Genomic DNA, 11,692 nt, shown 5'->3' with positions numbered 1-11,692 from the left:
TTGCCTATGAAAAAATAAAATCACAGATCACTTGCACCCCCAAAATGGAAAACTTAGCTTTACTTTAAACCCGAAACACTACACAAGCCTTGGTTCACTTTAGTTTGACGACGTACAACGCTAACAGGCATCACCAAAAGCGGCGCCACTGTTACCAAACAAAGTACGGTACACCTGATACGCAACAATAATGTGGTTGTGAAAGGTTATCGTTACAGTATTGTGTTTGGTTTTGATGAATCAAGATCGATCGCATCGTACGATAAGTTTTTAAGGGATGTGGTTGCACCATCGATACCCGATGGTTCGACAGTAATTATACACGGCCACACCGATATTATTGGTGAGCCGGCTTATAACCAAAAGCTGAGCGAAGACAGGGCAATGCAAACCCAAAAAGTAATGGAAAACGCCTTTGCTAAAGAAGGAAAGAACAACGTGAAATTTGATAGCAGCGGTTTTGGTGAAGATGCCAGCCATGCGCCATTTGACAATACATTACCTGAAGAACGCTTTTATAACAGGACGGTAATTATCGATATTATCCCGGTGAAGTAAACAGGGGTTAAATAAACAGTAAGGGCGGGAGCGATCCCGCCCTTTTTTTGTGACGGATTTTCAGGGGTGGGTTATTTTGCGTATATTGTATGGTTTAGCAAAGCGAGTGGAGCAGGGCGCAAAGCGCAAAAAAAGTTCTTACTTTTTCCCCCCTTTTGGTCATTGATTATTGGGTCATTAAGTCATTGGCACGGCGGACTACCTATCGCGCAGAGGTTGCCTCGTCGTACCTCCTCGCAATTACGTGTTTGGATAGATGGGGTGAGGTGTGATTGATGCTCCTTCGCTTATAGCTACGGGCCAAGAGGAAAACACCTGCTTTTTCCTACCTTTTCGGTTGGTTTTAGCAAGTGTTTTTATAAGAGTGACAATATGTTGGCGGCAGGTGATTAGTGCCTGCGTTCGCGTTTTGGATTAAAGGCGATAAGGTATTGGTGTTCGTTGGTTTTGTTGAACAGGGTATTGGAATCGAATTTCTTTTCCATTTCCGACTTGGCGTGTATCAACTTGGCTTTTACCAGGCCAAACAGCTCGCCTAATATTTCGGGAAGTACCTTGGTAGCAATGGTGGGGAAGTATTTCTTTTCGATGGCTTTCTTTTCTTCCATTGTGGCCAGGCTCAGTTCCCAGCTTTCGTCGGGCTTAAATCCGTTTTCTTTGGCACAGTTGTCCAAATCGTATACATATACCTTGGCTTGATATTCAACGGTTTCTTTTGTCATGATGTTTTTAAAGTTAAATGCGGTTTTTAAAGATAAAGCCAAAGCTTAAATATCACCGTATCAGATAATGGCAATGCCTAAGGGAAGGGGATTATGGGCGCTTTGTAAAGGTATGGATTATAATTGGTAACACCCTTACTATTATCAAACGATTAATTACAGGTTAATTGGCTTGCGCCGGTGCGGCTACTTTCAGGTTATCCATAGCAACAGGCATAGCAATTTTTATCTCGTCGACGGCCTGGATAGTTTTGGTCCATTTGTCGGGGTACTTTTTTTCGAAAGCCGAACTATGCGGATTGTTAAAGAACGTCAGAATGTTTTGCTTTAAAGGCGGGGTTAAATAGATGTATTTGTTGTCTTGCAGCTTCAAAACCAGGTCGCTGTAGGTTTGGTCGGCCAGTTCGTATTCGCCCATGGTGGTTTGTTTGCCGGTATCGTAATCAATATCGGCCAAATTTGCGTTGTTGTTGTGCAGGTTGTTCATTACTGTGGCATAGTGCACCAGTATGGTGTCAAAAGCTTTGATAAATAGCTTTTCGCCTTCGGGGCCGGGGTCTTGGTATTTGAACACTTTAAAAGGGCCTATTTTCGGCATTATTTTGATAAATAAAGCAAACGCCTCGGCTTTAAAACTCAGCTTTTCGCGTTTGGCACCAAACTCCTGCTCGTATTTTCTTTTTTTGATTTTGTAGCGGAATTTTCGCGCTGTAGCTGTCGAGTCATTTTTCCTGATTTCATTTTTTTTGAGAGCCCAGGCAGTTCGGGTGAGACCGGGTAATAAAGTTTTAACCGACCACCTGAAGGTGGAGATGGTGAGGTCGATATCGGGGAATACATTGTTGATGTCTTCGCCGTAGGTTTTTAGAAAGGCTCTTTCGAGCACGGGTTTTGCCACATTGAACCCTATAAAATCGTGATAGGTTTGGGTGGCATAGTTGCCCTGTGCCACCTGCAGTACATCGAACGATAGTTCGGTGCGGCTATGCGATATGTGGTCGTCTTCGTAAGTCACCACATCGCCAAATTTCTTCTTTATTTTTGGGTACAGCATAGGTACAACCAGGTTGGTAGCCATGGAGTGCCCGTATTTATCGGCCATATAATGGCTCAGAGCGCCAAGGGCAAAGGCGTACTCGTTTACGTTTTGCGATTCGGCAATCAAGGCATCAACAAAATCGCCGCTGCGCACGTAATGGGCCAGGTTGGTATAGTACACGTTACCAAAGGGGAAATAGCCCATATCGGCTATCAAACAACCACCATAGGCATAGCTGTGCGCCTGTTTTAACTGATCGGGCGTTGTTGAAGGGAATTTTTCTTTTAGTAAAGGGGCTATTACCTTGTCCCAACTGGCATCAATCAGTGCTTCGTGGGTAAGCACCGAAAAAGCTTTTGATGAGATAGGGCTTAACAAGCCGATTACAATAAATAAAATCAGGGTAGGGGTCTTCATTTCAAATCATGTCAAAGCTTTACAATGGCTTAACACATAACCCCGATAAACCGAAAAGGTTTATAAAATAATTTGGTACAGACTTTAAAAGGTGTCAAAAACAAAAAACCGCTGCATAATTGCTTATACAACGGTTTTTGTTTCTTTGGAAAAATGGATTACATTTTTTTCTTAGAAGTGTCAGCCATTTTCATTTTGCCTGTATCAGCTTTTTTAGAAGTGTCTTTTGCTGCTTTTGCAATTGAATCTTTCATTAACGAATCTTTAGCTAACGAATCAGCAGCAGCAGTTGATTTTTTACCAGAACAAGCTGCAAACGATACAGCAACAGCAAGTGCCAAAGCACCTAATTTGATTGAATTTTTCATTGTTAGTTTTTTAAATGTGATTAAATAGTTTAGCCTTAATACTGTAAACAAAAAAAGGTAACCCAATCTTTTTAAAAAAAAGTTCGGGTTACCCTTAAAAAAACTAACAAGGAGAAAATTACATTTTCTTAGTAGTATCTTTTTTAGTTGTATCAGCTTTTTTAGAAGTGTCAACTTTAACAGTCGTATCAGTTTTTACAGTTAAAGAATCTGTAGTTGAAGTTGATTTGTTACCACCACAAGCTGCAAAAGATACAGCTACTACCAAAGCTAAAGCGCCTAATTTGATTGAATTTTTCATTTTTTAATTTTAAATATTTATATAATTAAAAGTTAATACAGAGTTTTTAAAAAGGTAACCTTGTTATTTAAAAAAAAAACTATCAATCAGGTCGATTTTTTTCTACATCTTTTTTGTATCGGTAGTCTTTGAAGTTGTTGTGGTTTTTTTAGTTATCGTATCCATTTTACCGGAAGTATCGACCGTTTTGGTTGCAGATGAGTCAACTTTAACCGAAGTAGATGATGAATCGGCTGATTTTGATGAACCATTACCATTGCAGGCAGCGATTGTTGCCGAAATAACCAAGGCTGACAAGCCTAATTTGATTGAATTTTTCATATTGTTTGAGTTTTAATTAATGATAAAAAATTGTGTTTGGTATAGCCTGCCGTTCGTTTAGACCACACCCATCATATAAATTACATTTTTTTGATAACGGTCTTTTTTGTTTCGGTTGTAATTACGGTGTCTTTTTTAACGGGCTCAGCTTTAACAGATGTGTCGTTTTTGGTCGTGTCGGTAACAGTGGTGGTGTTTCCTACAACGGTAGTATCGTTACCAGTTGAAGATTTTTTACCGGTACAAGCGGCAAATGATAGTGATACAACCAGGGCTAAGAAGCCTAATTTGAATGCGTTTTCATTTTAGAGGGTTTTAATTGGTGAGTATTTCCTCTTAATACAGTTTTTTTAATTAGGTAACCCAGTTTTTAGAAAAATAAAATAATAAATTTTATTTATGATTAAATTTAGTAAATTTTTTGTTAAAAAAATTGCCAAAAAATGATTTGAAACGGTGTTAAAGCCGATATGAATACTTTTTCGTTATTACTGTTTTTCGACTTACTTTTGCCCCTTAGGTTACCTTTTAGAAAATTATTTATAAAGCTGTTGGGTTACCATTTCAAAATAAACGTATTAAACAGTGAATAAGCATCTAACCGGTTCGGCAACAACAGATAACGAGGCTATTTTAGGCATACTCAACAATTCGGAAAGTATGCTGAAGCGTATTTACGTAGCCTACTTCCCGATGGTGTTGAAGTTAGTACTGAGCAACAGCGGCAACGACGATGATGCCAAGGATGTTTACCAGGAGGCTATTATTGTTCTTTATAATAAGGTCCGGTCGGGCGATTTTGAACTGAGCAGCAAACTGCAAACCTATATTTACTCGGTTTGCCGCAGGCTTTGGTTAAAACGTTTACACCAGTTGAGCAAATACGGCGGGGATGTACACGATTTCCAGGAGTTTATGCCGGTTGAAGAAGACCTGGTGAACCACGAGGAGCGCGACCTGCAATTTGATAAGATGGGATTGGCGTTGGCAGAATTGGGCGAGCCTTGTAAAACCATTATTGAAGATTATTATATGCATAGCCTATCGATGCAGGAGATATGCGAGAAGTTTGGCTATACCAACGCGGATAATGCCAAAACACAAAAATATAAATGCCTGCAAAGGCTGAAGAAATTGTTTTTTCAGCAAAAATGAAAAGGAGTACAGAAATGAGCGATATTGAATTATTGGCAGTAATTGAAAGGTACCTAAACGGCGAAATGACTGCCGACGAGCGCACCCGATTTGAAATGCTGAGGCATGACAATGCTGCCGTTGATGCCCGCGTAGTTGAGCACCAGCAGTTTACCGACCGTATTAAGCAATACGGAGAGCGTTTGCAGTTTGAAAACCTGCTGAACGATATACATAACGAAATTGATGTGCAGGCCTTGAAAGACGAGTTTGTTCATCACCCTTCGGCTATTGTGCGCTTGTGGAGGAACCACCATTCGAAAATATCGGTGGCGGCTTCTATTACTATTTTCGCGGTGTTGGGAACCTTGTTTTTAACCGGTTATTTGAGCAATAAAAAGGACGTGGTAAACCTGGTTAATGAAGTTAGGCAAGTGAAAAAGACCAACGATATACTCACAAAATCAATTAGGGACTTGAATGCTAAAAGAACTGCGCCTGGAAATTACGCCGGTATAGGTACAGGAACAGCGATTTCATCGGATGGTTATATAGTAACCAACTTCCATGTTGTACAGAAGGCGGATTCAGTTTTTGTTCAGGATGCCGATGGCAATGCGTACCATGCCAAAGTTATTTCTACTTATCCGGAGGCTGACCTTGCTGTTTTGAAAATAACAGATGCCACATTTAAATCGTTAGGTACAGTACCTTTTGGCTTTAAACGTGGCAAGTCGGGTTTAGGCGAAGATGTGTTTACGCTGGGATATCCAAAAGATGACCAGGTTCTGAGCAAAGGTTATTTAAGTTCGGAAAATGGTGATAAAGGCGATACCATCAAGTATCAACTGGCAATGGATGTGAACTTTGGCAATAGCGGAGGGCCGGTAGTTGACAGCCATGGTAATATTATAGGAATTGTTAGCAGCAGGCAGGACCGGGTTGATGGGGCAGCCTATGCCATTAAAACAAAATACCTGGTGAAAGCCATTCAAACAGATTCATTGCTAACCAATTTGAGTTTAAGCTCAAAAAGCAAAATGGCTAATTTGAGTAGCCAGCAGCAGATAGATAAAGCGCAGAGCTTTGTGTTTATGGTGAAGGTTTACGGCAGGTAAGGCAGAATCAAGAAGTAAAAGTTAATAATAAAGAGATGGGGCATTTATGTGATAAGCATAGACGCCCTATTTGTTTTTAGTGTCGACCCTTTATTCTATACTTGGCTCAAACCTATCTGTCAACTTCTCCCAATACAAAATCTATCGAGCCGGCTATGGCAACCAGATCGGCAATCATGACGCCTTTGGCAATTTCCTGTAAGGCGGACAAATTGCAAAAACTTGGTCCGCGGGATTTTACGCGGAAAGGTATTTCGCTTTTGCCATCGGCTATGAAATAAAAACCGAGTTCACCTTTGGGATTTTCGGCACGAATGTAAAAATCCTGAGCTTTTGGGGTGAGTTTTCGCGGCATTTTGGCGCGGGGGTCAAACTCAGGGCTGCGTTTCAGTTCGTTGGTGAGCCGTGCCAGACATTGCTCCATGATAAGGAGCGATTGCTCAATTTCGTCTACCCGGACTTTGTAGCGGTCCCAGCAGTCGCCAACAGCGCCCATTAAGCCTGTGCCAATGGGTACGTCAAATTCCAGTTCGGGGTAAACCGAGTAGCCATCTATGCGGCGCAAATCGTATTTTAAACCCGAACCACGCAGCATAGGGCCGCTGCAACCGAAGTTGATGGCTACATCGAGGGGCAATACGCCCACATTGGCGGTGCGGTTGATGAATACCTGGTTATCGGTGAGCAGCTCATTCAGCTCGGTCATTTTTGGTTTGAAATAGGCAATGAACTCGATGCAACGCTCTTCGAAACCAACCGGCAAATCGTAAAATAAGCCACCAACCCATATATAATTGTACAACATGCGCGAACCGGAGGCCCATTCCAACATACCCATGATGTGTTCCCTATCGCGAAAGCACCATAAAAAAGGCGTAAAGGCGCCAATATCGATGCCATAAGTACCTATGGCGATGAGGTGCGAGGCGATGCGGTTCATTTCGCAAACCAATACACGGATGTATTCTACCCGTTTGGGGATGTCGTGATCGATACCCATCATACGCTCAACCCCCATCACCCAGGCATGGCTGTTGTTCATGGAGGCCAGATAGTCCATCCGGTCGGTAAAAGGTATGGTTTGCTGGTAGGTGAGCGATTCGGCATGTTTTTCGAAACAGCGGTGCAGGTAACCCATGTGGGGGATGACCTCGCGGACTATTTCGCCATCGGTTATCAGTTCCAGGCGCAATACGCCGTGAGTGGACGGGTGTTGCGGGCCCATGTTTAATACCATCTCATCGGCAGCTACGCTTGCTATTTTTTGATGGTAACGGTCAAGGCCTTCGGCGTAGTTCATATTTCTGTTTGCGATGAGCGCAAATATAACAGGAATGTTTATTGGAGCTATAAGGATAAAGTAAATTAATACATCAGGGTTACCGTTCCGGACAGGGTTTCGTTTTTGCTGTCGTTGGCTTTAAGCACATAATAGTAAGCGCCTTCGGGCAGTTTTTTGCCTTTGTAGGTACCATCCCAAGGGAATGGATAGCCTTTCGAATAAAAAAGTAGCTGTCCGTTGCGGTTGTACACGCTTACCTCGCAATTGGGGTAGCCTTCGATGTTTTTGATGGCCCAGACATCGTTTATGCCATCGTTGTTTGGGGTAAAAACGCTCGGGACATTCAAAGCATTTATGACCAAAACGTTAAAGATAGCCGAAGATGAACAGCCTTTTGAATTAGTTACAGTAAGCGTATATGCTGTGTTTTGAGAAGGTGAGGCGATTGGATTGGCGATGGTAGAATCGTTGAGGTTTTTGCCCGGACGCCACATATAGCTGAGTGTGCCGCCGCCGGTTATCGTAGGATTGATGGTTACACTTCCACCTGTATTGTTAATGATGAAATTCTTGTTTCCGCCGATTACCGGGGCGCTGTAGTTCCAAAGAATTACGCTATCGGCAGATGTTTGTTGGTTGCCGTTTAATGTTATCGTCCAACTGAGTATTACTTTTGTATCAGCAGGCAAGTTTTTTATTTGAGCGTTGGGGTTGTTGATATTGGTTAGATCGAAAGGGGAGTAGCCTGGCGGCGAAACTACTGACCAGGTACCCGTTTCGGTATTTTTTGGTGCGTTGGCTTGTAAGGTGAAAGTTGATGTGTTGCAGGCGCTTTGATCGCTGCCGGCGTTGGCAGCAGTGATAGGCGGTGCTATGGTTACCGTGGCCAAATAATTATAGGTATAGCAACCGACACTAACCTGATAGGTAAATGGCGTTGTGAAATTTTGAACCGTGCCTGATGCCGGGGTCAACACACCGCTATTGTTTACGGTAACTGTGGGCGAAAGCTTGGAGACATCGGTACCGGTAACTACCTGGATGTTAATGGTACGGTTTATTGTATCGATAACGGCATGGTTTTTTTGCTGGCTTAATGTAAAGCCCGTAATAACCGGCACGGGCGTAATACCGTAACGGGCAATATACCCGTTTACTGTAGCCGAGTAAAACGGAACACTTGATATGCAGTTTGGGTTAGGGTTAAAGTTAGGTCGCTGGTTAAATAGCCCTGCGAGCAACAAGTCGCCTGTAGAGGTTATGCCCAAACTGTTTGCGGCATCTGCCGAAGTGAGCGTGAAATTAACAGCACCGGCATTGGTTGCCCACGCGCAGACACCTGCCCCGGTATATTTTGCTGCAAATATATTGTTGCCTGAAAAAGGCGTTAAAACAAGGTTGCCGGTAGCGTTAAAATCAGGAATATTACTATTGAACCAGCCGCATATGTAGGCATTGCTTTTGCTGTCGGTGGTGATGTCTAATGGTTCGGTGCTGCCGTTCGTATCGCCAAAGTTTTTGGCCCACAAAAAAATACCATTGGTGTCGTATTTTGTTACAAAGCCATCGGTATTGCCAATAGCAGTTAAAGTGCCGGCCGTTGTGCCGGTGTTAAAGGTTGCCTTACCGGCAAAACACCCTGCCAGGAAAATATTCCCAAGCAGATCTGATGTTATTGCATTCGGGCCGATATCGTTGCGTGCAATGCGATCTATCCAAATCAAGGCGCCATTGGTATTGTATTTGGCCACAAAATCAGCGGAGACGCCAATATCGTCGGAACGGCCTGTTACCAGGATATTGTTGCTGATATCGGTAGTGAGTGAGTAAACATCGTTTAAAGCTCCTGTGCCCCCGAAATGATATAACCAAGTAAATGTTCCGGAACCGCTGTATTTAGCAATAAAACCATCGACAGGGGAGGTGGGGGATACCAGTTTCCCGTCGCCAAAATCTGTTGGCGAAGAAAATGAGCCACCTATAAAAACATTGCCATTATGGTCGGCTTTTACACCTCCTACATATTCCTGGCTTGGTCCGCTTATTGCCTTTGCCCAAAGCATATTTCCGTTATTGGACAGTTTAATCAAAAAGACATCATTATAGCCCTTGTTGGTAAGTATGACGCCCGTTCCGGGCTGCACATCGATTGTAGCCGACTGGTAGTTGCCGGTGATGTAAATATCCTGATTATCATCGAGACATATGGAAACAGCGGTATCCGGGCCGGCACCACCAATGTTTTTGTACCATTGCAAAACACCAGCGCTATTATACTTAGCCACAAAAATATCAAGGCTGCCATTTGAGGTAAGTTGCTTTGCAGGCAAGACAGACAATGCAAAATCGACATTTTGTTGGAAGACCCCCGTTACATAAACATTGTCCTGAGCATCAGTAACCATTTTTGTTACGGTGCAGCCGGTGAGGCTGCCTATATCATTTGCCCAAATAGTTTGTATCACCTGTGCGTGGGCAAAAAAGACCGGACAAAGCGATAGTAAAACGAACAGTATTTTGAGCCTCGTCATCGGGTTTATAATGGAGGGATAAAAATAAGGCTTTTAGTAAGGATTTTGGTCATTTAGCGTGCGCAATTTGAAATAAAATACAAGATATTAGCTGTAAGGAATTGTTACAAACAACGACTAAAGACTATATAAAATTGTTATGTCGATCAGCTCAGCCACTATAAACCCGCATGAATGGGTTAAAACACATGCCGACTATTTGTATGCTTTCGCGATAAAGCGGATAGCCGACGAAGAACAGGCCCGCGACCTGGTGCAGGATACTTTTTTGGCGGCGCTGCAAAAGGTGAACAATTTTGAAGGTAAAAGCAGCGAGCGTACCTGGTTGACCGCGATATTAAAAAACAAGATTATTGATGTTTACCGCAAGAAATCGTCGGTTATCGTATCGTCGGATATTGTTGAGTCGGAGCGGCAGCAGCAGGATTTTTTTGACGAGGACGGGCATTGGTCGCAACAGCACAAACCGTTAAGAATGGGCGAGATAGAGCAAGGTTTGGAGAACAAGGAGTTTAACCAGGTGTTGAAACGCTGTATGGAGAAGTTGCCGGCGCTTTGGTTTTCAGTGTTTACGATGAAGCATATAGACGATGAGACATCGGAAAGGATTTGTAGCGAACTGAAAGTTTCGGCGCAAAACTTTTGGGTGATCATCCATCGCGCGCAGCTTAATTTACGTGCATGCCTTCAAAAAAACTGGACCTAAAATTTGAGCTATGGGTGTTTTAAAAAAAAATACAACGAAACTGTAAGCAAGCCACCTTGCTGCTCGAAAAGAAGGTTTACCAGCCCTTAACTTTCCGCGAGCTGATTGATTTGCGGATACATTTGGCCGGTTGCTCGTTTTGTCGTTTGTACGGTAAGCAAAGTGCCATGATCAACCGCATGGTGCAGCAATTGTTCCGCGATTCGGAGAACGGGGAATATAAATTGAGCGATGAATTTAAGAGGGAATTACAGTTAAGAATTGAGGAGGAGTTGAGTAAATAAGCTGTTGAGCACAATGCTAAAAGCATAAAGCATTTTCAGCTTTTAGCTTTGCGCTTTTAGCTTTATGCTTTTGGCTGAATGGTATTTTGCCATATTGATGAGCAGAACGCTGCCCAAAATAACCCCTAAACCTACAATTTGCCAAAAAGTGATATGTTCGTGCGCGAAGAATATCCCCAATAAAACAGCGACTACAGGGTTTACATAGGCATAGGTGCTTACCTGGGTTATGGGGCGAACTTTTAGCAACCAAACATACGCGCTAAACGCGGCTACGGACCCAAAAACAACGAGGTAGCTCATGCCCATCCAGGCACTTGTTGTAATGGATGATAAGCTTACGTGTTGAACCTCGCCGCTGATAAAGCTTGCAGGTATAAAGAGGATACCTGCCGACAGCATTTGCCATGCCGCGTTAACCGGGCCCGAACCCGATGTGGCGCGGTATTTTGAATAGATGGAGCCGGCCGTCCAACACATGGAGCCGATGATGAGCATGGCCATACCTATGAGGTTTGTGCTGATGCCTTTATCGGCAAAAACTTTGATTACCTGTTCGGCGAAAAGCAATATCACACCAAAAAAACCGATGATAAGGCCGGTGATGGTCCATTTGTTATGGAGGTTTTCGGCCCATTTGGGGTAATCGAGCAATACAAACCAAATGGGCGCGGCAGATACCAGGATGGCCGCCATTGCACTGGGCAATGTTTGCTCTACCCACATTACCACGCCTATGCCTATAAACAGCAACAGCACACCGCTAACCGAGGCATTAAGCACATTTTTGAGGATGAACAACTTTTCGCCCCTAAGGGCACACCAGACCAATAGCAAAACGCCGGCCAGCAAAAAGCGGAAAGCCCCCAAAAGCATAGGAGGGAAGCCACCTTGCAAGGCTACCCGGATAG

At 43.3% G+C, this 11,692-nt stretch carries 13 protein-coding genes; 5 read left to right on the top strand and 8 right to left on the bottom strand.

The features are described from left to right. Nucleotides 1–198: 198 nt before the first annotated feature. Complete coding sequence (locus tag QZX97_RS14385; RefSeq protein WP_295664741.1) at nt 199–558, top strand: OmpA family protein; 360 nt, start codon at nt 199–201, stop codon at nt 556–558. Nucleotides 559–947: 389 nt separating this feature from the next. On the opposite strand, the gene QZX97_RS14380 is transcribed toward QZX97_RS14385, so the two are convergent. The 5 genes from QZX97_RS14380 to QZX97_RS14360 all read right to left on the bottom strand — a co-directional run bounded on the left by QZX97_RS14380 (nt 948) and on the right by QZX97_RS14360 (nt 3,726). Continuing rightward, a complete protein-coding gene (locus QZX97_RS14380; RefSeq protein WP_295655011.1) occupies nt 948–1,280 on the bottom strand; it encodes a hypothetical protein in 333 nt (110 codons plus the stop codon). A 163-nt stretch (nt 1,281–1,443) separates the two neighbouring features. Then, nucleotides 1,444–2,736 (bottom strand): zinc dependent phospholipase C family protein, encoded by a 1,293-nt coding sequence (locus QZX97_RS14375; protein WP_295655009.1) that lies wholly within the window; start codon nt 2,734–2,736, stop codon nt 1,444–1,446. Nucleotides 2,737–2,894: 158 nt separating this feature from the next. Then, entirely contained in the window at nt 2,895–3,104 is a 210-nt protein-coding gene (locus tag QZX97_RS14370; RefSeq protein ID WP_295655007.1) for a hypothetical protein, read from the bottom strand. Between the two features lie 118 nt (nt 3,105–3,222). After that, nucleotides 3,223–3,405: a hypothetical protein gene (locus tag QZX97_RS14365; RefSeq protein WP_295655005.1), complete on the bottom strand. Its 183-nt coding sequence runs from the start codon at nt 3,403–3,405 to the stop codon at nt 3,223–3,225. Between the two features lie 102 nt (nt 3,406–3,507). After that, a complete protein-coding gene (locus tag QZX97_RS14360) occupies nt 3,508–3,726 on the bottom strand; it encodes a hypothetical protein (protein WP_295655003.1) in 219 nt (72 codons plus the stop codon). 585 nt (nt 3,727–4,311) lie between these two features. Between QZX97_RS14360 and QZX97_RS14355 the strand changes: the two genes are divergently transcribed. Together QZX97_RS14355 and QZX97_RS14350 are read left to right on the top strand one after the other, a co-directional pair. Further along, nucleotides 4,312–4,881, top strand: coding sequence for a sigma-70 family RNA polymerase sigma factor (locus tag QZX97_RS14355; protein ID WP_295655001.1), 570 nt, complete (start codon nt 4,312–4,314; stop codon nt 4,879–4,881). Beyond that, a complete protein-coding gene (locus QZX97_RS14350; RefSeq protein WP_295664740.1) occupies nt 4,839–5,978 on the top strand; it encodes a serine protease in 1,140 nt (379 codons plus the stop codon). Before QZX97_RS14355 ends, QZX97_RS14350 begins: the two co-directional genes overlap by 43 nt. Nucleotides 5,979–6,090: 112 nt before the next feature. On the opposite strand, the gene QZX97_RS14345 is transcribed toward QZX97_RS14350, so the two are convergent. Beyond that, entirely contained in the window at nt 6,091–7,278 is a 1,188-nt protein-coding gene (locus QZX97_RS14345; protein ID WP_295654999.1) for an NADH-quinone oxidoreductase subunit D, read from the bottom strand. 65 nt (nt 7,279–7,343) lie between these two features. Further along, nucleotides 7,344–9,791, bottom strand: coding sequence for a gliding motility-associated C-terminal domain-containing protein (locus tag QZX97_RS14340; RefSeq protein WP_295654997.1), 2,448 nt, complete (start codon nt 9,789–9,791; stop codon nt 7,344–7,346). Nucleotides 9,792–9,930: 139 nt separating this feature from the next. Here QZX97_RS14340 and QZX97_RS14335 point away from each other — a divergent pair, with 139 nt between their 5' ends. Further along, entirely contained in the window at nt 9,931–10,497 is a 567-nt protein-coding gene (locus tag QZX97_RS14335) for a sigma-70 family RNA polymerase sigma factor (RefSeq protein ID WP_295654996.1), read from the top strand. A 56-nt stretch (nt 10,498–10,553) separates the two neighbouring features. Beyond that, nucleotides 10,554–10,781, top strand: coding sequence for a hypothetical protein (locus QZX97_RS14330; RefSeq protein WP_295654995.1), 228 nt, complete (start codon nt 10,554–10,556; stop codon nt 10,779–10,781). A gap of 42 nt (nt 10,782–10,823) precedes the next feature. On the opposite strand, the gene QZX97_RS14325 is transcribed toward QZX97_RS14330, so the two are convergent. After that, nucleotides 10,824–11,692 (bottom strand): EamA family transporter (locus QZX97_RS14325; RefSeq protein ID WP_295664739.1); only part of this gene is annotated, 869 nt, incomplete at its 5' end.

Source organism: uncultured Mucilaginibacter sp. (genome assembly GCF_903893715.1).
In the GTDB taxonomy this organism is placed as follows: Bacteria; Bacteroidota; Bacteroidia; order Sphingobacteriales; family Sphingobacteriaceae; genus Mucilaginibacter.
This window is presented reverse-complemented; position numbering and strand designations above follow the sequence as displayed.

Bases quoted from the DNA above. Each gene is read 5' to 3' on its own strand.
- QZX97_RS14370 (WP_295655007.1), bottom strand. From the start codon at position 3,104: ATGAAAAATTCAATCAAATTAGGTGCTTTGGCACTTGCTGTTGCTGTA.
- QZX97_RS14380 (WP_295655011.1), bottom strand. From the start codon at position 1,280: ATGACAAAAGAAACCGTTGAATATCAAGCCAAGGTATATGTATACGAT.
- QZX97_RS14345 (WP_295654999.1), bottom strand. From the start codon at position 7,278: ATGAACTACGCCGAAGGCCTTGACCGTTACCATCAAAAAATAGCAAGC.
- QZX97_RS14360 (WP_295655003.1), bottom strand. From the start codon at position 3,726: ATGAAAAATTCAATCAAATTAGGCTTGTCAGCCTTGGTTATTTCGGCA.
- QZX97_RS14350 (WP_295664740.1), top strand. From the start codon at position 4,839: ATGCCTGCAAAGGCTGAAGAAATTGTTTTTTCAGCAAAAATGAAAAGG.
- QZX97_RS14375 (WP_295655009.1), bottom strand. From the start codon at position 2,736: ATGAAGACCCCTACCCTGATTTTATTTATTGTAATCGGCTTGTTAAGC.
- QZX97_RS14365 (WP_295655005.1), bottom strand. From the start codon at position 3,405: ATGAAAAATTCAATCAAATTAGGCGCTTTAGCTTTGGTAGTAGCTGTA.
- QZX97_RS14335 (WP_295654996.1), top strand. From the start codon at position 9,931: ATGTCGATCAGCTCAGCCACTATAAACCCGCATGAATGGGTTAAAACA.
- QZX97_RS14340 (WP_295654997.1), bottom strand. From the start codon at position 9,791: ATGACGAGGCTCAAAATACTGTTCGTTTTACTATCGCTTTGTCCGGTC.